Origin of the sequence: Actinoplanes utahensis (assembly GCF_016862455.1) — a bacterium.
Taxonomy (GTDB): domain Bacteria; phylum Actinomycetota; class Actinomycetes; order Mycobacteriales; family Micromonosporaceae; genus Actinoplanes; species Actinoplanes utahensis.
Genome location: NZ_BOMZ01000048.1, coordinates 1 through 17350, shown reverse-complemented (window position 1 = coordinate 17350; position 17350 = coordinate 1). Strand labels below are relative to the sequence as shown.

The 17350-nt window shown below is 71.0% G+C and carries 20 protein-coding genes; 13 read left to right on the top strand and 7 right to left on the bottom strand.

The features are described from left to right. Positions 1 to 59: 59 nt before the first annotated feature. The 3 genes from Aut01nite_RS18030 to Aut01nite_RS18020 are packed head-to-tail and all read left to right on the top strand — an operon-like array spanning position 60 to position 3033. On the top strand, positions 60 to 1094 hold the full coding sequence (locus tag Aut01nite_RS18030; protein WP_043523222.1) for a TetR/AcrR family transcriptional regulator: 1035 nt from the start codon (positions 60 to 62) through the stop codon (positions 1092 to 1094). Beyond that, positions 1091 to 1690: a hypothetical protein gene (locus Aut01nite_RS18025; protein ID WP_043523221.1), complete on the top strand. Its 600-nt coding sequence runs from the start codon at positions 1091 to 1093 to the stop codon at positions 1688 to 1690. Before Aut01nite_RS18030 ends, Aut01nite_RS18025 begins: the two co-directional genes overlap by 4 nt. After that, positions 1687 to 3033: a PEP/pyruvate-binding domain-containing protein gene (locus Aut01nite_RS18020; RefSeq protein WP_063958719.1), complete on the top strand. Its 1347-nt coding sequence runs from the start codon at positions 1687 to 1689 to the stop codon at positions 3031 to 3033. Before Aut01nite_RS18025 ends, Aut01nite_RS18020 begins: the two co-directional genes overlap by 4 nt. Positions 3034 to 3349: 316 nt before the next feature. On the opposite strand, the gene Aut01nite_RS18015 is transcribed toward Aut01nite_RS18020, so the two are convergent. Further along, positions 3350 to 4123, bottom strand: a complete 774-nt coding sequence (locus Aut01nite_RS18015; protein WP_043523220.1) for a tRNA(His) guanylyltransferase Thg1 family protein — start codon at positions 4121 to 4123, stop codon at positions 3350 to 3352. A gap of 518 nt (positions 4124 to 4641) precedes the next feature. Here Aut01nite_RS18015 and Aut01nite_RS18010 point away from each other — a divergent pair. After that, positions 4642 to 5016, top strand: coding sequence for a PH domain-containing protein (locus Aut01nite_RS18010; RefSeq protein ID WP_043523219.1), 375 nt, complete (start codon positions 4642 to 4644; stop codon positions 5014 to 5016). 21 nt (positions 5017 to 5037) lie between these two features. Here the strand turns inward: Aut01nite_RS18010 and Aut01nite_RS18005 are convergent, their stop codons facing one another. Continuing rightward, positions 5038 to 5439, bottom strand: coding sequence for a YybH family protein (locus Aut01nite_RS18005; protein WP_043523218.1), 402 nt, complete (start codon positions 5437 to 5439; stop codon positions 5038 to 5040). 42 nt (positions 5440 to 5481) lie between these two features. Here Aut01nite_RS18005 and Aut01nite_RS18000 point away from each other — a divergent pair, with 42 nt between their 5' ends. From Aut01nite_RS18000 to Aut01nite_RS17990, 3 genes are read left to right on the top strand one after another with little or no spacing between them, the layout of a single operon-like run. Next, entirely contained in the window at positions 5482 to 6174 is a 693-nt protein-coding gene (locus Aut01nite_RS18000; protein ID WP_043523361.1) for an aspartate/glutamate racemase family protein, read from the top strand. 24 nt (positions 6175 to 6198) lie between these two features. Next, positions 6199 to 6957: a group II truncated hemoglobin gene (locus tag Aut01nite_RS17995; protein ID WP_043523217.1), complete on the top strand. Its 759-nt coding sequence runs from the start codon at positions 6199 to 6201 to the stop codon at positions 6955 to 6957. A 54-nt stretch (positions 6958 to 7011) separates the two neighbouring features. Next, entirely contained in the window at positions 7012 to 8238 is a 1227-nt protein-coding gene (locus tag Aut01nite_RS17990; protein ID WP_043523216.1) for an IPT/TIG domain-containing protein, read from the top strand. Here the strand turns inward: Aut01nite_RS17990 and Aut01nite_RS17985 are convergent. Then, the gene (locus tag Aut01nite_RS17985; RefSeq protein WP_043523215.1) at positions 8219 to 8509 is read right to left on the bottom strand and encodes a hypothetical protein; all 291 of its coding nucleotides are present in this window, start codon (positions 8507 to 8509) and stop codon (positions 8219 to 8221) included. The genes Aut01nite_RS17990 and Aut01nite_RS17985 overlap by 20 nt on opposite strands. A gap of 46 nt (positions 8510 to 8555) precedes the next feature. On the opposite strand from Aut01nite_RS17985, the gene Aut01nite_RS17980 reads away from it, so the two are divergent. Further along, complete coding sequence (locus tag Aut01nite_RS17980; RefSeq protein WP_043523214.1) at positions 8556 to 9542, top strand: aldo/keto reductase; 987 nt, start codon at positions 8556 to 8558, stop codon at positions 9540 to 9542. Positions 9543 to 9557: 15 nt separating this feature from the next. Here the strand turns inward: Aut01nite_RS17980 and Aut01nite_RS17975 are convergent, their stop codons facing one another. From Aut01nite_RS17975 to Aut01nite_RS17965, 3 genes are read right to left on the bottom strand one after another with little or no spacing between them, the layout of a single operon-like run. After that, a complete protein-coding gene (locus Aut01nite_RS17975) occupies positions 9558 to 10625 on the bottom strand; it encodes a DUF2855 family protein (protein ID WP_043523213.1) in 1068 nt (355 codons plus the stop codon). Between the two features lie 57 nt (positions 10626 to 10682). After that, the gene (locus Aut01nite_RS17970; protein ID WP_083998550.1) at positions 10683 to 11525 is read right to left on the bottom strand and encodes a polysaccharide deacetylase family protein; all 843 of its coding nucleotides are present in this window, start codon (positions 11523 to 11525) and stop codon (positions 10683 to 10685) included. Positions 11526 to 11570: 45 nt separating this feature from the next. Beyond that, positions 11571 to 12749, bottom strand: a complete 1179-nt coding sequence (locus Aut01nite_RS17965; protein WP_052163311.1) for a hypothetical protein — start codon at positions 12747 to 12749, stop codon at positions 11571 to 11573. Positions 12750 to 12906: 157 nt separating this feature from the next. Here Aut01nite_RS17965 and Aut01nite_RS17960 point away from each other — a divergent pair, with 157 nt between their 5' ends. The 4 genes from Aut01nite_RS17960 to Aut01nite_RS17945 all read left to right on the top strand — a co-directional run bounded on the left by Aut01nite_RS17960 (position 12907) and on the right by Aut01nite_RS17945 (position 16083). Then, positions 12907 to 13563, top strand: a complete 657-nt coding sequence (locus tag Aut01nite_RS17960; RefSeq protein WP_152628522.1) for a hypothetical protein — start codon at positions 12907 to 12909, stop codon at positions 13561 to 13563. A 229-nt stretch (positions 13564 to 13792) separates the two neighbouring features. Then, positions 13793 to 14491, top strand: a complete 699-nt coding sequence (locus Aut01nite_RS17955; RefSeq protein WP_052163310.1) for a GTP pyrophosphokinase — start codon at positions 13793 to 13795, stop codon at positions 14489 to 14491. Between the two features lie 24 nt (positions 14492 to 14515). Then, positions 14516 to 14812, top strand: a complete 297-nt coding sequence (locus Aut01nite_RS17950) for a hypothetical protein (protein WP_052163309.1) — start codon at positions 14516 to 14518, stop codon at positions 14810 to 14812. Positions 14813 to 15264: 452 nt separating this feature from the next. Next, positions 15265 to 16083 carry a hypothetical protein gene (locus tag Aut01nite_RS17945; protein WP_204037575.1) on the top strand — a complete coding sequence of 273 codons (819 nt, stop codon included), beginning with the start codon at positions 15265 to 15267 and terminating at the stop codon, positions 16081 to 16083. A 148-nt stretch (positions 16084 to 16231) separates the two neighbouring features. Here Aut01nite_RS17945 and Aut01nite_RS17940 read toward each other — a convergent pair whose 3' ends face one another. Next, positions 16232 to 16384 (bottom strand): GNAT family N-acetyltransferase, encoded by a 153-nt coding sequence (locus Aut01nite_RS17940; RefSeq protein ID WP_201775439.1) that lies wholly within the window; start codon positions 16382 to 16384, stop codon positions 16232 to 16234. A gap of 485 nt (positions 16385 to 16869) precedes the next feature. Here Aut01nite_RS17940 and Aut01nite_RS17935 point away from each other — a divergent pair, with 485 nt between their 5' ends. Further along, positions 16870 to 17310, top strand: a complete 441-nt coding sequence (locus tag Aut01nite_RS17935) for a hypothetical protein (protein WP_152628521.1) — start codon at positions 16870 to 16872, stop codon at positions 17308 to 17310. The last annotated feature ends 40 nt before the right edge of the window (positions 17311 to 17350 follow it).

Below are 17350 nucleotides of genomic sequence, written 5' to 3'. Positions count from 1 at the left end.
CCGCCAACCGGTTATTCAGATGTTCCGAACATTCAGATGTCGAGTGTATCGTGCCTGGCATGGTTCGGATGACACGGGCGCAACAGCAGGCACGCACCAGGGCGGCGGTGCTCGATGCGGCCGTCGAGGAGTTCGCCGAGCACGGCTATGCCGACGCCAAGGTCGACCGGATCGCCGCGCGCGCCGAGCTGACCCGCGGCGCGGTGTATTCGAACTTCACCAGCAAGCGATCGCTCTACCTGGCCGTCCTGCTCGACGCCTGGCCACACGCCTCGATCGAGCCCGTCACCGCGGCCGACGTGTCCGGCGCCGCCGAGGCGTTCGCCCGCGCCTGGCTCCAGCGGCTCCCGCTCGCCACCGACACGGCGGCCGCGGCCCGCTTGCGATCCCGCTCGGTGACCGGCGTCTTCGACGACGAGCCGGGCCGGGCCGTGCTCGGCCAGCTCACCCGCCTCGAGGCGCTGCTGCTCGGGCTGGCGCTGGAGTCCTGCCCACCCCGGGCGGGCCGCCGGGTGCGGCTCGCCGAGCTGATCCTCGCCCTGCTGCACGGCGCCGACCATCTCGCCGGGGCCGCGCCCGGCTTCGGCGACCCCTTCGAGGTGGCGCGGGCGTGCGGTCACCTCACCGGACTCGAGCTCGCCGACGCCTGGGACCCCCCACATCTCTCGTTCGTGGGCGGCGCCGACCCCTGTGACGACCCATGGCCGGAGCCCGAACCCGCCGAGGACGGCGTGATCGTGGTGCTCGGGGCCGCCCGGCTCGGCGCGGCCGAGGAGGCGGTGCGTGCCGCCCACCCGGAGGACCGGGTCACCGTGGCCGTGGTGACCGGCGACCCGGCCGAGACGGGCGCCCTGATCCGGCTGCGGATCACCGGTCTCCGCGCGTGCCTGCGGCAGGCCTTCCCGCCGGAGGCCGCCCCACCGGTGCACGTGGAGCTCGACGAGGGACCGTCGCTCGCCGCGGCAGTCGGCGCGGCCACCGCCGACGACACCGAGTCCTCGGTCCGGGTGCGCGGCGGCCGGATCGTCGCCCGGGCGTCGGGCCGCGGCGCCGGCCACGCCGTCGCGTCCGCTCGTCGCGAGGATCGGCCATGACCGACCTGCTCGTGCTGCACACGCTGCGGTGCATGGGATTCACCGACCTGGACCGGGTCGCCGACGCCGCCGGGCTATCGGCGCCGGAGGCGGAGTCGCGGCTGATCGACCTGGCGGTGGCCGGTCTGGTGACACGCACGCCGGGGGCCTTCGGGGGCTGGGGACTGACCGAGGCGGGCAAGGCCGAGGATGCCCGGCTGATCGCCGAGCAGCGAGAGACGGCCGGGGCCACGGCGGCGGTGACCGGGGCGTATGAGCGGTTCATGGTGCTCAACCCGGAACTGCTGGATCTGTGTTCGGCGTGGCACATGCGGACCGTCGACGGGGTCACGACCGTCAACGATCACGTAGACGCCGGGTATGACGCTCGGGTGCTGGACCGATTCACCGACCTGGACCGGCGTGCCGGGCCGGTCTGTGCCGATCTGGAGGCGGCGCTGCCCCGATTCGGGCGCTACCGGGGGCGGTTGACGGCGGCGCTGGCACAGGCTTCCTCCGGCCGTCTGGAGTTTCTGGCCGACACCACCACCTCGTACCACGCGGTCTGGTTCCAGCTCCACGAAGACCTGCTGGTCACGCTGGGCATCCCCCGATGACCTCCATCCATCCCCTCGCTCCGGAAACGGCCGCCGGCCTTCCGTCCTCCCCCGACGCTTCTGTCGGCCTGGCCGAGGATGTGCTCGGTGGGAAGGCGCACGGGCTGAGGACGCTGGCGGGGCTCGGTCTGCCGGTGCCGCCGGGCTTCGTCATCACCACCGCCGCATGCCGCGCGTTTCTCCGCGACGGCCGGTTCCCCGACGGGCTCGAGGCCGAGATGACCGCGGCGGTTCACGATCTGGAGACGGCGGCCCGGGAACGATTCGGCGCGAGTAACCGGCCGCTGTCGGTCTCGGTTCGCTCGGGCGCGGCGGTCTCGATGCCCGGCATGATGGACACGATCCTCGATGTCGATCCGGCCGACGGCCTGCGCGCCGCCGTGGAGGCGGTGTTCCGGTCGTGGCGTGCGCCGCGTGCCGTCTCCTACCGGGAGGTGCACGGCATTCCGCACGACCTCGGGACAGCGGTGATCGTGCAGGCCATGGTGTTCGGCGATCGCGATGAGCGCAGCGGGAGCGGTGTCGCGTTCAGCCGTGATCCGAGCACCGGCGTGCGGGCGCCGTTCGGTGACGTCCTGTTCGAGCGCCGGGGCGACGCGGTGGTGTCCGGGCAGTCCGCCACCCGGCCGTTGAGCGACCTCGCAGCACGGGAGCCGGCGATCTGGACACCCTTGGTCGACGGTCTCGACCGGGCGGAGCGGCATTACCGCGACGCCTGCCACGTGGAGTTCACGTTCGAGTCGGGAAAGCTGTGGTTCCTCCAGGTCAGGCCGGGCGGTTTGAGCGGCCGGGCGGCGGTGCGCGTCGCCGTGGACCTGGTCGGCGAGGGCCTCATCGACCGGGCGACGGCTCTGGCACGAGTCACTCCGCGGCATCTGCGGGCCGCCCGCACCCCGCGGATCCGGGATGTCGCGGAGGTCATCGCGCGCGGGGTCGGGGCGAGTCCCGGGGTCGCGAGCGGACGGATCGCGGTCACCGCCGATCAGGCCGTCCGAATGGCGGCGGACGGGCCGGTGATACTGGTCCGCCCGCATACGTCGCCCCTCGACATGCACGGTCTGGCCGCCGCCGCCGGGATCGTGACCACGGTCGGCGGGCCGACCAGCCACGCCGCGGTGGTCGCCCGTTCCATGGGAAAGCCGGCCGTCGTCGCCACCGCCGCCCTCACCGTCGACCCGGGCGGCGGGCGGGTCCACTGCGGCGGCCGGTCGTTCCCGGCAGGCACGGTCATCAGCATCGACGGCACCGGCGGCGAGGTCGTCCCCGGCACGGCCGAGATCACCACCGGAGACACCGATCCTCACCTCGACCGCCTGCTCGGCTGGGCTCAGGAACTCCCCTGAACCCGCCCGCGGTTCGCCGTCCACCTCCCGCAACCGATGCCAGAACCACGGGAGGACAGAGCGCGGCACCGCTATGACAGTTGCCCGCTTCCGGTCCGCGGCGCTTCTCTCACACCACGCTCCGGTACGGGCCACGCACCGTCCCGTGCCTCGCGGCGCCAACGGCAGGCGTCCCCTCACGACCGCCTCCGGGTGCAGCTCATGCATGCCCGTCCCGGTCACCCCCGGCTGGTTGTGGGGCTGTCTCAGCGCAGCTGAGACAGCCCACAACCAGCCGAACAAGACCGCAACCAACACGGCACCGTTCCACGCGGGTTCAGCCGTGGCAGTGCTGACCCGTGGAGACGGGGCTGCCGGTGAGCTGCTCGACGAGGTCGCGGTAGGTGTCCTTCATCGGCAGGGAGCGTTCGATGTGGATGCGCCGCCGGTCGGCGGTGACGTCGATGCCGCGGATCGGGTCGTGGCCGGACCGTTGGTAGGTCTCCCACCACAGGCCGATCCCGCGACGCTGCCAGGACGGCACCTCGTTGAAGTTGATGCCGTGCCGGTACAGCAGGTCGTTCTTGCCGGCGGTGCTCGCACCCTCGATGGCGTCGGCGGCTTCCTGCCGGGTCCGTCCCGCGGCCCGCAGTGTCCAGTAGCACCAGCCGTTCAGGGCGGACCGGGCCGCGTCCGACTGCCGCCAGGAGAAGTAGTCGACCACGTCCCCGACGGTCGCGCCGAGCCACAACCGCGAGTCGAAGTGCGCGGCCGTCCCCGCGGCCCGGGTGAACGCGGCGCTGCCGATGCCCGCCGAGACCGACACGAGCTTCTCCACGGACCGGCCGAACAGCTCGAAGCCGGGGGCGAACAACAGGGAGATCTCGTCACTGACCGTGTACGCGTATCGCGCCCCCATCTCGACCAGCAGCGTTTCGGCCGCCACGGTCATGTGCTCGGCGAACCGTTCGTCGAACGGCTTGCTGAAGTGCTGCTCGGTGAACCGCGAGAACCCTCGCCCGTCGAGTCGCAGCACGGTCCAGACCCCGGGCAGCACGGTGAGCGCGTGGAAGTATTCCCGGCTCCGCTGCCTCGCCTCGAACGTCTCCACTCCCGCCGCCCTTCGTCCGGAACGGCAATGCTCACACGAACCGCTCCCGCCCACAGGCCATTTTCCGGCGTAGCGGGGACTGTCTGTTGAGGGGCGGCGGGCGAGCCCGGCGGCCGGTCCGGCTGGTTCTCAGTGTTTACCCTGCTGGCCGATTCGCCGCCCCCCCCCTTGTCGATCGTGGAGCTTTCGCTGTCCGCGCCACCACGCGCTCACCAGATCCAACCCAGCGGATGAAAACCCGCCCGCCCGCAACGGATTCACCCCTTCCACCTCTCACGTGCGAGATCTAGTGAGTTTCGGGCGAACCGATTCACCACAACCTCACAAGGTCGACAACCGGCGAGCCAGTCGAGCAAGATCCGCCGCTGCACGGACAGCCCCGCGGAGTGAAGCGGAAGCGGGCGGGCCGCGGTCAGGCCTGCGAGGCAGGTCGGGGTGGAGTGGTAGGGCAGAGGCGGGCGGAGTCGAACGGGGCGAAGGTGGAACCGGGGTGTGCGGGTGGGAACTACGATCGGCTCGTGATCGATTTCTCCAGTCCGTCGGTTTTCAAGCTCACCCCGGTCGACCCCGGCGCCGTCTACCAGCAGGTCGCCCCGCTGCTGATCAACGGCGAGCAGCTGGTCTACGCGTTCAAGACGACCCGTGACTTCGTGACGTTCACGAACAAGCGCCTGATCGCCGCCAACATCCAGGGCATGACCGGGAAGAAGGTGGATTTCACCTCTCTGCCGTACAGCAAGATTCAGGCTTTCTCGATCGAGACGGCGGGCAACTTCGATCGGGACGCCGAGCTGGAGCTGTATTTCAGTGGCCTCGGCAAGGTTCGCCTGGAGTTCAAGGCCAGCTCCGACATCCGCCAGCTCGGCCAGATGATCGCCACTTACGTGCTGTGATCAGCCGCAGGTGGCCTGGGATCAGCCCGCGCCGGTCCCGAACGGGTTGTCGATGAGGTAACGCCAGCGGCCGTCGGCGCCCCGGCGGAGCACGTCGGTGGCGCTGCCCCGCAGGTCGAGGGGGAATCCTTGGCGGGCGGTCCCGCGTATCGACCAGTCCACGATGGCCAGGGCGACATCTCCGGCCACGTACAGCTGCCGGGCCTGGGCGGTCATCGGCAGGCCGTATCCGAGCAGATGTGCCAGCGCCGTCTGGCGGTCGGGCGCTCCGGTGACGAGGGCGCCGGGCGAGGGGATCAGGACGCTGTCGGGTTCGTAGAACCGGTCGACGACGGCGCTGGATCCGGTGGCGAACGCCGCACAGTAGGCGGCCACGTGCTCGTGCGGATCAGGGGTGGGCTGTATGGCATCGGTATCCGTCATACTCAACGAACATAACCCATGGCGGCCGGATACCGTCCGGGCATGCGTCTAATCGGTCTCCTGGGTGGGATGAGCTGGCAGTCCACCGCCGAGTACTACCGGCTTCTCAACGAACTCACGCATCAGCGGCTCGGCGGGCTGCACTCGGCCCGCTGCGTGCTCTATTCGGTCGACTTCGCCGCCATCGAGGCGATGCAGTCGGAGGGCCGGTGGGAGGACGCGGCGGCGGTGCTGGGCGAGGCGGCCCGGGCTCTGGAGGCGGCCGGCGCGGAGTTCGTGGTGTTGTGCACGAACACCATGCACAAGGTGGCCGGCCGGGTCGAGGCGGCGGCCGGGATTCCGCTGCTGCATCTGGCCGACACCACGGCGGAGGCGGTCAAGCGCGCCGGGGTGGGCACGGTCGGGCTGCTCGGCACGCGGTTCACGATGGAGCAGGACTTCTACCGCGGCCGGCTGGCCGAACACGGGCTCGAGGTGCTGGTGCCGGGACCGGAGGATCAGCGGATCGTCAGCGACGTCATCTATGACGAGCTGTGTCTGGGCATCGTGCGGCCGGAGTCGCGGGCGGCCTACCGGCGGGTCATCGCCGCGTTGGTGGCGGACGGCGCGGAGGGCGTGATCTACGGCTGCACCGAGATCGAACTGCTGGTCGACGAGACCGACAGCAGCGTCCCGGTCTTCCCGACCACGCGGTTGCACTGCGAGGCCGCCGTCGATCGGGCACTCGCGCTCTGACCCTCGGGATGATTACATGATTACATGACGGTGGAGTACATCCGGTACCGCATTCCCGGCGACACCGCGGCCTTCGAGCAGTCCTACGAACGGGCGTCACGTTTCCTGGCCGAGGCGCCGCAATGCGCCGACTACGAGTTGAGCCGCTGTTCCGAGGAGCCGGAGGTCTACGTTCTCCGGATCACCTGGACATCGGCGGAGGACCACCTCAAGGGCTTCCGCGGCGGTGATCTGTTCCCCGGTTTCCTCGCCGAGATCCGGCCGTGGATCGAGTCGATCGAGGAGATGCGCCACTACGAGCCGACCACGGTGCGGGGCGCCGGCGGTTCGGTGCCGACGCTGTTCGCGTGGGCCGGCGGCGCCGAGGCGTTCGAGCGGCTCACCGAGCGGTTCTACGAACTGGTGAAGGCCGATCCGGTGGTCGGGCCGCTGTTCGCGCACATGGATCCGGCCCACCCGCGGCACGTCGCGATCTGGCTGTCGGAGGTCTTCGGTGGCCCGGCCCGGTACACCGCCGAGCGCGGCGGCTATCCGAACATGCTCGCCCACCACCTCGGCAAGTCGATCACCGAGCCCCAGCGGCGCCGCTGGGTGAGCCTGCTGATGGACGCGGCGGACGATGTCGGCCTGCCGGACGATCCGGAGTTCCGGGCGGCGTTCCTCGGCTACCTCGAGTGGGGCACCCGGCTGGCGCTGGCGAACTCGCAGCCGGGCGCCACTCCCCCGCGCCGGGCGCCGGTGCCGCACTGGGGCTGGGGTGTCGCGCCGCCCTACCAGGGCTGAGCACTTCTCCCGTTTCGCACTACGGAGAGTCGTGGCGTCGCTACGCTGCTCCCGGTGAACCTGTCGAAACCCGCAGCCAGCCTCGCCTGCGCCGCCACGACCGCTCTGGTCCTGACCGGCACCGCCGTGCCGGCCCGTGCCGCCGCGCTGAACATGACGCTGACCAAGCCGTACGGCCTGAGCGGCGGCGGCAACATGGTGGTCGGCACGGTTCCGGCCACCGCCGCGAACGCCAACACCTTCGCTGAGGGGGTCGTGCCGCAGGTCCAGTTCCAGTTCGGGCCCTGCACCTCCACGGCGAAGAGCCCGGTCCAGATCGCGTCGAACGCCGGCGCGGTCACCGCCGGCATCCTGACCGTCGACCCGGCCGACATCACCCGGGTCAGCGGGACGAAGATCGCTTTCCGGGTGCCGTCGAGCTCGTACCCCGCGCTCGACGGCCAGGGGGCGCCGAGCGCGATCAACACGACCGGGCTGGTCCTGGCCGCCGGGCAGACGACCGGTAAGTGGAGCGTCTGCGCCTACTCCGGGGTCTCCCCCACCGGTCCGCTGCTGGCCACCTCCACCTACAACGTGGTGACCAAGCCGACGATCGTCTCGGCCACGCCGACGAGCAGCCCGGCCGGCGGCGGACAGACGATCACGGTGACCGGCACCGGCTTCACCGCCGTCACGATGCCGGTCACCGCCACCATCGGCGGCACCCCGGTCACCAACATCAAGCTGGCCTCCGACGGCAGGAGCTTCACCGCGGTCACCGGTCCGCGAGCGCCGCAGAGCAACCTCACCATGACGATCAGCACGCCCGGCGGGCCGGTGCACAGCACCGACCCCGACAACAACAGCGGCACCGCCGACCCGGCGATCCTGTTCGACTACAGCAACGGCATCAACGTGGCCCCGGACAACGGCCGCCCGGGGAAGAAGGTCACCCTCGACATCACCGGCGCCGGCTTCTCCCAGCTCAACTTCGTCAACGGCAGCGCCCCGACCAGCGCCGACCCGCACGTGTTCCTGGTCGACGGCGCCTACAACATGGGCAGCAACCGGGGCGTCGCCGAATGCGAGGACGTGGTCGTCGTCACCGACAACGAACTCGTCTGCAACCTGGACCTGGCCGCCGACGCCCTGGACCCGTCGAACAGCTCACCCACCGGCAACCCGATCCCGCACGACGCCTACGTCGTGACGGTGGTCGACAACGGCGCCACCAACGCCGGCGGCAACGGCAACCCCTCCATCGTCAGCAGCGGCGCCACCTTCACCGTCGGCCCCTACTGACCACGACCCCGCACGGCGTTGCGGCGCACGGTCCGCCGGGCGCGTCGCGCATCGCCGCGATCGAAGTGCGCTCCCCACGCCTCGTCGACCAGCAGGGGCAGGTTGCGGCGGTGGCAATCTCGGCGATGCCGCGGACGTCGGCGCCGGTGCCGTACTCGGTCGGGGCGATGATCAGGACGGCGCTGACGTCGGGGTGCTCCGCCAGGGCGGCCTCGATGTCGGCGGCGGCCGGGTCCGCGATCTGCTCCTCGTGGGCCCTACCGAAACTCACCCGTACGCTGCACAGGGGTTGTCGCTCTTTTCGAGAGGAACCGACGGTGCACAAGCGCACTCTGGGTAACGGGCTCGAGGTCTCCGCTCTCGGGCTCGGCTGCATGGGCATCAGCCACGGCTACGGTCCGGCCACCGACCGCGCGGACGGTGTCGCGCTGATCCGGGCGGCCGTCGAGGCGGGTGTCACCTTCTTCGACACCGCGGAGGTGTACGGCCCGTTCGTCAACGAGGAGGTCGTCGGCGAGGCTCTGGCGCCGTTCCGGGAGCGGGTGGTGATCGCCACCAAGTTCGGTTTCGGGATCGGCGACGGCGCCCGGCGCAGCGGACTGGACAGCCGTCCGGAACACATCCGGGAGGTCGCCGACGCCAGCCTGCGGCGGCTCGGCATCGACACGATCGACCTGTTCTACCAGCACCGCGTCGACCCGGACGTGCCGATCGAGGACGTCGCCGGGACGGTGCGGGAGCTGATCGACGCCGGGAAGGTGCGGCACTTCGGCCTGTCCGAGGCGGGCACGCGGACCATCCGGCGGGCGCACGCCGTGCAGCCGGTGACGGCGGTGCAGAGCGAGTACTCGCTGTGGTGGCGGGAGCCGGAGGACGAGATCCTGGGGGTCCTGGAGGAGCTGGGCATCGGGTTCGTGCCGTTCAGCCCGCTCGGCCGGGGCTTCCTGACCGGCAAGATCAGTGCGGGCACCGCGTTCGCCGACGGGGACATGCGCAGCGGGCTGCCGCGGTTCACGCCCGAGGCCCGCGCCGCCAACCAGGCCGTGGTCGATCTGCTCGGCGCGGTCGCGGCCGGCCGGGGCGCCACCCCGGGGCAGGTCGCGCTGGCCTGGCTGCTCGCCCGCAAGCCGTGGATCGTCCCGATCCCGGGAACCCGCAACACCGGCCGGCTCGCCGAGAACATCGCGGCCGCCGACCTGGTCCTCACCCCGGCCGAGCTCGCCGACCTCGACGCCGCGGCGGCGAAGATCCCGGTGCAGGGCGACCGTTACCCCGCCCACCTCCAGCAGACCATCGACCGCTGACCCCGCCCGGCCGGGTCAGAGATGGATGATCTGGCCGGCCCTCGGCGGGGTGCGGCCCTCGAAGACCTCCAGCCAGGCTTTCCGGAGGTCTTCGGGGCCGGCGCCGGCCTGGACGTCGAGCCAGCCGGCGGCGACGGCGGCGAACCGGTGCCAGGCGTCGGCGAAGCGGGCGTCGAGGCCGTCGCGGCCCCAGTCGCGGCGGCGTTTGCCCATCTGGTTCGGAGCGAAGAAGACCTCGCCGGCGGCCTCGGCGTTCGGCACCTTGTTGGTGAGGCCGACGGCGATGTCGCGGACGAGGTGGTCGCCGAGGTGCGACCGGAGGGCGGTCCGGGTGGCGGGCGCGCCGGACAGGTCGAGGTAGACGGTCGGCACCCGGTCCAGCTCGGCGGCCTGATCGTAGGTACGGACCTCGTCGTAGCAGCCGAGCGATCGGGTGAAGTCGACGTTGCCGGGTGAGGTGAGCCCGATCAGGCGCGGGCCGCGGCCGTGCAGTTCGAAGGCGGCGGCGTACGCGGTCTTGCTGGACGCCGACGAGACGACGAGCGTGTCCGCGCCGTAGAAGCCGTTGTCGGCGACCTGGTCGGCCAGCATGAACGAGGTGAAGAACAGCGGCCGGAACAGGATCAGCAGATCCTCCTGGTCGGCACGGTAGGCGGGGTCGCCGGTGGTGGCCCGGTACGCGTTGTACGGCGACGGCAGCTCGGCGCGGTGCGCGGCGCCGTCCCGGAAGCCGGTGGCGTCGACCCGCTCCGGCCGCACCACGAGATGCCCGGCCGGCGGCAGGTATCCGTACACCCGCTGTCCCACCTCGACACCGGCCACCGTCGACGCGGTGACCTCGGCGAAACCCCACAGCGGCGGCAGTCCCCACTCCGGGCCGAGCCCGCGCGGGCCGCCGGGGAAGAACTCCCAGTACCGGAACGACTCGCCGAGCACCGCGTACGTCACGTTGTTGGCGGTGAGCCCCACCCGGTCCACCCGCAGCAGCGCCTCCCCGTCATGCAGCGGCGGGATCTCCCCGTCGACGAGGGTGGTCCTGCCGAGATCGTCGCGAGCGACGGCGAACGTCCACGTTGCAGCCATGTTGCGACGCTATGCATCCGGCCCCGCCACGACAAGATGCACTACGAGTGCAAAATGTCACCCCAGCAGCTCGGACAGGGTGACCGGCGTCAGCCCCTCCCGGCGCAGGCCGGCCAGGATCGCCGGCAGCGCGTCGTCGGTGTAGCGGGCGTTCGCCTCGGTCACGTGCATGATCACGATCGATCCCGGCCTCACCTGGGACAGCACCGCGTTCACCACCGGCTTCGGCCCCCGGGCGAACGGATCGCCGCTGACCACATCCCCGTCGATCACCGTGACGCCGAGCGCGGACAGCGCCCGTAGCGCCGCACGGTCGTGACACAGGCCCGGGAACCGGAAGTAGCGGGTCTGCCGGCCACCGAACGGCTCCAGCGCCCGGAACGTCTTGGCGACGTCCTCGGTCATCGCGCCGGGCGCCAGCCGCGGCAGGTCGTAGCAGTCGCCGGTGAACGCCGCATGCTCGTAACTGTGGTTCGCCACCTCGAACAGCGGGTTCCCGGCGATCCGGCGGGTCACCTCGGGGTACTGCTCGGCCCACTGCCCCGTCACGAAGAACGTCGCCGGGATCCGCCGCTTCTCCAAAAGATCCAGAAGACGGAGATTGGCGTACGAGGAGACCTCGCCCCGCCGCAGCCGGGCCGCCATCGCGTCGGTCATGTCCGCGTCGAACGTCAGCGCCACCTTCGTGACACCCCGCGGCCCGTGCTGCACCACCGGCGGCAATGCTCCGGACCGGCTCGTTCCCGGCTGCACGGACTGGACCGGCGCCGGCGTCCTCTCGACGACCGGCGGAGACTGCGAGACCCCGACGGCGGGCGGGGCCGGGGGCGCCGGCGGGGCGGCCCCGCACCCGGACAGCGTCAGCACGAGGAGAACGCAGAGACGGCCACGCAACGACATGCGGGCGAGGATGCCATCCCCCGTCGATCCCACGCCACACCCAGGTCAGCGGCGACCTCCGCCGCAGCCGTACGCGCAGAGGCCGAACTTCGCGAAACGGGTGCTTCCGGTCTTGCCGAAAGCGGTGAAGTCGCCGCCGACCGTGACGGTGCGCAACTTCGGGTTCGCCGTCAAGGTGAGGACACCCCACTTGCCGTTGCTGTTCGGGTTCCAGCCGAGCAGGTGGCCGGTCGCCGGATCCCAGGCGCCCAACTTGGGCTGCCGGCGCTGCTCCTTCGGGCACCAGGACGTCGCCGTCCGGGACGGCTCCGGGCACGCCACGGTGAAGTGGCCGCCCGCGTAGATCGCCCCCTTCAAGTGAGTGATCGCCTGAACGTCACCGTCGGTGACACTGCTCCAGACCAGCCCGCCGTCCGGACGGTAGGCGGTCACCCGGCCGCCGGCGCCCGCGAGCCCGGCATACACCCGGTCGCCGACGGTGGTCAGAGCGAACACCGGGTACGGGGTCTGCGGCCGGAACGACCGGTCCGGCTTGCCGTCGCTCAGGCGCAACGCGGCGAGACGGGGCGTTCCGCCCGTACCGCTGAGGCTCTTGAAAGCGCCACCCACGTAGAGCCGGGCGCCGGAAACGGTCAGGACCAGCACCTTCCCGTCCGCGCCGGCGTCGAAAGCGGTGTCCGGCGCGCCGTCGGAGAGCCGGAACGCCGCCAGGTTGCGCGCCGGACGCCCGTCCACCGTGCTGAAGCTGCCGCCGAGGAACAGACGGCCACCCGCCGTGGCGATGGCGTGGCCGGTGCCCTTGACCGTGTGCCTCAACGTGCCGACCGCGCCACTGGCCAGGTCAATGTCGGCGATCCCGGGACGTGACTGCCCGCTGACAGCACTGAACTCGCCGGTCACGTAGAGCGACTTCCCGGCGGCGGTCAGAGCGGTGACGGCGTCGTCGGCGGCGGGCGCCCAGGGCAGCAGGCTTCCGGTCCGGGCGTCGACCGCGGCGAGCCGCTTCCGCTTGATCCGCTTGCCGTCGACGATCGCGTGGGTGAAATTGCCGCCGAGGTAGACGGTGTCGCCGACGTGGGTGCTGGCATAGACGGGACCGTCGAAACCGGCGGTGCGGTCCGGGTCGGCCGAGATCAGCGGAACGGTGTCGGCGGAGGCGGGCGGCGCGCCGGTCAGGGTGAGAGCACCGGTGAGCAGCGTCGCGAGGCACAGTCTGCGCATCATGAAGGCGACGATATGAGCCGTTTCCCGGCTGACCGGCCGGTTGCCGGAAAGCCGTACCCGGGGCCGGGGACTTGTCTACGATCCGCGGGAACCGGACCACCGCCCCGGCGTGGATCGGCGGCACGGGCGGCTGGAGGGCGTCGGCTACCTTGATGCCGTGCCGAAGGTCGATCAATCATCCGAGTCGGTCCCCGCCTGGCTGCTGTGGCCGGTGCGGGCGATCGCGGTCGTCGTGGTCCTGCCGTTCCGCCTGCTCCTCGCGGCCTTCGAGTTCATCGGCGACCTCCTCTACCGTTACGTGGGCAAGCCGCTGCTCTGGCTCTGGCACTGGTCGGTCGTCGTGCCGGTCTCCTGGGTGTGGCGGACCCTGATCGTGCCGCCGGCGGTCTGGCTCGGCAAGGGCCTGCTCAAGGTGCTGGCGTTCGTGCTGGCCCTGTTCGCCGTCCCGCTGACCTGGCTGTGGGAGAACGTGCTGGTGCCCGCCGCCGAGCTCGTCCATCAGTGGGTGCTGCGGCCGATCGGGATCGCGATCGCGGTGTCGTTCCGGTTCCTGTGGGAGTGGGTCGTCGCGCCGGTCGGCCGCGCTCTGCTGTGGTTCCTGGAGCTGGGCTGGACCGGCACGTCCTGGGTGTTCCGGCAGATCTACCGGTTCCTGCTGCGGCCGATCGGCCTCGCGATCGCCTTCGTCTGGCGATACACGTTCGCGCCGGTGTTCCGCGCCATCGGGCACGCCTGGCGCTGGACCGTCGACGAGATCCTGCGCCCGGCCGGCGCGGCGGTCCGTTCGGTCCTGTCCGCGCTCGGTTTCCGCTGATCCGACCCTTCCGAGTGATTACCGCCGCCGGGAGCCCCGGGGCCGGACGGCGCCGGGCTCGGGGCGACAGCGGCGTCGTCGGTGAGTAGCGACGGTTCTGCCCCGATCTGCGGGATCATGTCCGTGTGAGCGAGGTGTTGCGGCGCACCGATACGGTATCCCGGCTGGGCGGGGATCCCCGGCTTCCCGGAGACCGCCCGGCGCCGCGCGAGCTCGGCGGCGTGCCTGCATGAACGGATCAGTGGAGACCACCGACGTGACGACCGACCAACCCGGCCAGCTCGCCCGGCGGGTGGACCCCGACGCAGCCTGGCACCAGCACCTGACTGATCTGAACCATTTCCTGATGGTCTACAAGTTCGGCCTGGCAGAGATAAACACGAAGATCACCATCCTGGCGGAGGAACTCACCCACCGCGGCTCCGGCAACCCGATCGAGCACGTCAACCCGCGGCTGAAGACCGCCGCGAGCATCACCGCCAAGGCCACCCGGCTGAACTGCCCGCTCACCTTCGACGACCTGCGCGCCCGGATCCGTGACATCGCCGGCATCCGCATCGTGTGCAGCTTCGTCTCCGACGTCTACACCGTCGCGAACATGCTGACCCGCCAGCCCGACATCAACCTGGTCGCCACCAAGGACTACATCGCCAAACCCAAGCCCAACGGGTACCGCAGCCTGCACCTGATCGTCGAGATCCCGGTCTTCATGTCCGACCGGGTCGTCGCCGTCCCCGTCGAGGTGCAGCTGCGCACGGTCGCCATGGACTTCTGGGCCAGCCTCGAACACAAGATCTACTACAAGCACGATCCCGAAGTGGTTCCGCCGCGGCTGCGCGACGAGCTCACCGCCGCCGCCGAAGACGCCGCCCGCCTCGACCTGCGGATGGAACGCCTGCACCGGGAGATCCACGGACCGCGGCGCTAGGATCGATCCATGTCGAGTGATGCGGTGCCACGTTTACCTCACGACCGCACGTGGCTGCTCGGCGCCTTCGGCATCACGACGGCGTTCTCGCTGCTCCTCGGCCTGGCACTGCTCCCTCAAGGGCCGGGCGCGGCGGCCTTCATGCTGATCCCGGTCACGCTCACCGCCGTACCGCTCATCGTCAGACGACGCCACCGCCGCCGCGCCGCCCTGGTGAGCACCGCAACGCTCGCGCTCACCGCCGTCCTGAGCCTGCCGAGCGTCGGCGCTTTCCTCCTGCCGGGCGTGATCCTGCTGGCCATCGGTTCCTTCAAACCCTGACGGGGGTACGCGTCTCGCAGCCCTCGCTTCCGCAATACCCCCCGTGCGGGGCGGGGACGCCGGGACCCGGCCGAATGGAACTGCCCGCGCCACCCTCGGCCCGCCGCCCGCTCTCCACTTGCCCGCACACGGCCCGCCCGCCTGACCTCGACCTGCCCGCTTCCAACCTGCCCGCTCCCGGCCAGCCGCTCTCGGCAAGCCCGTCACTCACGGCCCGCCGCTCTCGGCCTGCCCGTCACTCACTGCCCGCCCACTCTCGGCCCGCCCGTCGCTCGCGGCCCGTCGCTCGGGCTGCCCGCTCTCGGCCTGCCCGTCATTCACGGCCCGCCGCTCTCGAGCCGCCCGCTCTCGAGCCGCCCGCTCTCGGGCTGCCCGTCACTCACGGCCCGCCCGCCGGCAAACCGGCAGCCACTCGGGATCAGCCCGTGCAGCCGGTAGGTAGATTCTGCAAGGTGGGACAAATCTCCGCCGATGATGAATCGGCCGCCTCGCTACGTCTGCGGCTCACCGACGACGAGGCGCTCGTGCTCTCCGACTGGATCGACCAACGGGACGACACCGGCTCGGACGTCGTCGACTGGCTGATCCGGCCCGCGCTGTACGCCCTCGACGCCTCGTTCACGCACAGCTCGCCGCTGATCTTCGCACCCGACTACCGGGATCGGCTGCAAGCCGCCCGCAACCGCCTCCGCACCGGCACACCATCCCCGGGCAGCGGCTTCGACGCCGACCTGACCACCGACCAGGCCGTGGCCCTGGCTCACTGGATCCGTGACCTGATGTCCGCCGAGCCCTCGGTCGACGAGCCGATCCGCGCCGCGTTGCAGCGGCTGCTGCCCGCCCTGCCCGCCACCGCCCTCGGCACCGACACCCGCCGGCGGCTGCTCTCGTCGATGGGCCGCAACATCGACGGCATCCCCGTCGAGGAGCTCCGCATCCACCGGCGCAGCTCCCCCGCCCCGATGACAGGCCCGGCGACCAGCACCGAAGGGTGGATCTTCGAGGAGAACACGGTCCGCTTCCTGGAGACGCTGAGCTGGTTCATCGGATACCGCTACGACCACGCCGACGAGGACGCCCTGACCGGCGCCCTGGACGGAACCGACGACGAGACCGAGTCCGCCTGGTTCCGCTACCCCTTGATGGGCACCCCTCCCCTGGAGGTCTCCCTGGCCCGGTCCTCCGGCGCCACAACCGTGAGCATCCAGATCACCGGCGACATCGACCCGATCCTCCACGCCCGCATCGACACCATGCTCCACCTCCTGTAGCGGGTGGTCCCCATCAGCTGGTTCTCACTGCCGCCTCCCGCGGCTTGAGAAAGCCCTGACGACCAGCTGCGAAAACCCCGGCTGGCTCTCTACTGCCGCCTCCCGCCACGTGAGACAGCACTAACGACCAGCCGGGGAGGTGAGGCGGTCAAACGGTGCGCCGGTAGGAGTGGAGGCGGTCGATCTCGGTGAAACCGGAACGGTCGTAGAGACGGTTCGCGGCGGTTCGGTCGCGGTCGATGCCGGAGGCGTCGTCGTCCACGTAGAGGATCGCCTCGGAAGCGCCGAGGTCGGCGAGCACGGCGAGAGCGGACCCGAGCAGCGCCGCGCCGAGACCCCGGCCCGCGAGGCCTGGCGCGGTGGTGAAGTCGGGACAGCCTTCGCGGAGGTACCGGTGTGGCTCGGTCGCGGTGATGAGGGCAGGGCGACCGAGGTCCGCGACGACGCGGAGGCGAGCCCGGGGAACCGGATCAGGGGCGGGCGTCGAGACGGAGGATGGTCTCCTCGATCTCGGCGGCGCGGGCGTTCGCGCACCCCGAGCCGGTGTCGATGATGGTGAATCCGGCCTTCTGCAGGACCCGCAGCGAGCCGAGGTTCCTCCACGGTGGCGAGCGGGCGAGGACGCGTCGTCACAGGCGTTCGCCAGCGCGACGCTACCACTTCACCGATCGACGGCGACGACTCCCTGGATCGGGGTCGTGGAGCCGTTCGCGTCGGGTGGCAGCGATGGCGCGGGATCGGTCGCGCGGGAACACTGGCGGTGTGATGTTCCGGCTGGAGCGTGGGGTGACGGGGTTCTGGGGGAAGAACGACCCGGAACCGCCGCGGGTCGATGTGCGGATGTTCCGGGGCGGGTGTCACGCGGCGGCGCTGGCGGCCGGCGGGACGGTGGAGTCGATCGACGAGGCGGTGTATCCGCGGGGGTACCACACCGCTGTGGTCGCGACGCCGGAGAACCGGGCCGGGATCCTGTGCCATGCCGGGTATCCGTTGATCGCTTTCGTGGCGGACAGCGCCGCGTCCTGGCTCGAGCCGCGCATGTTCCGGGATTCGCCGGCTTGGGCGGAGGCCTTCGCCGAGCGGGGGTTCACGGTGATGGGCCGGGAGTTGCTGGAGTCGCCGCTGACCGCTGTCGACACGTCGGCGCTGACCAAGGCGGAATGGCGGCAGATTCACGGCTGGAAAGCGACGACGGTCGGCGAGACGGTGTTCAACGGCTGGGACTGAGCCGCGAGACGGGTGCGGCTCAGCCACGAGACGGGTGGGA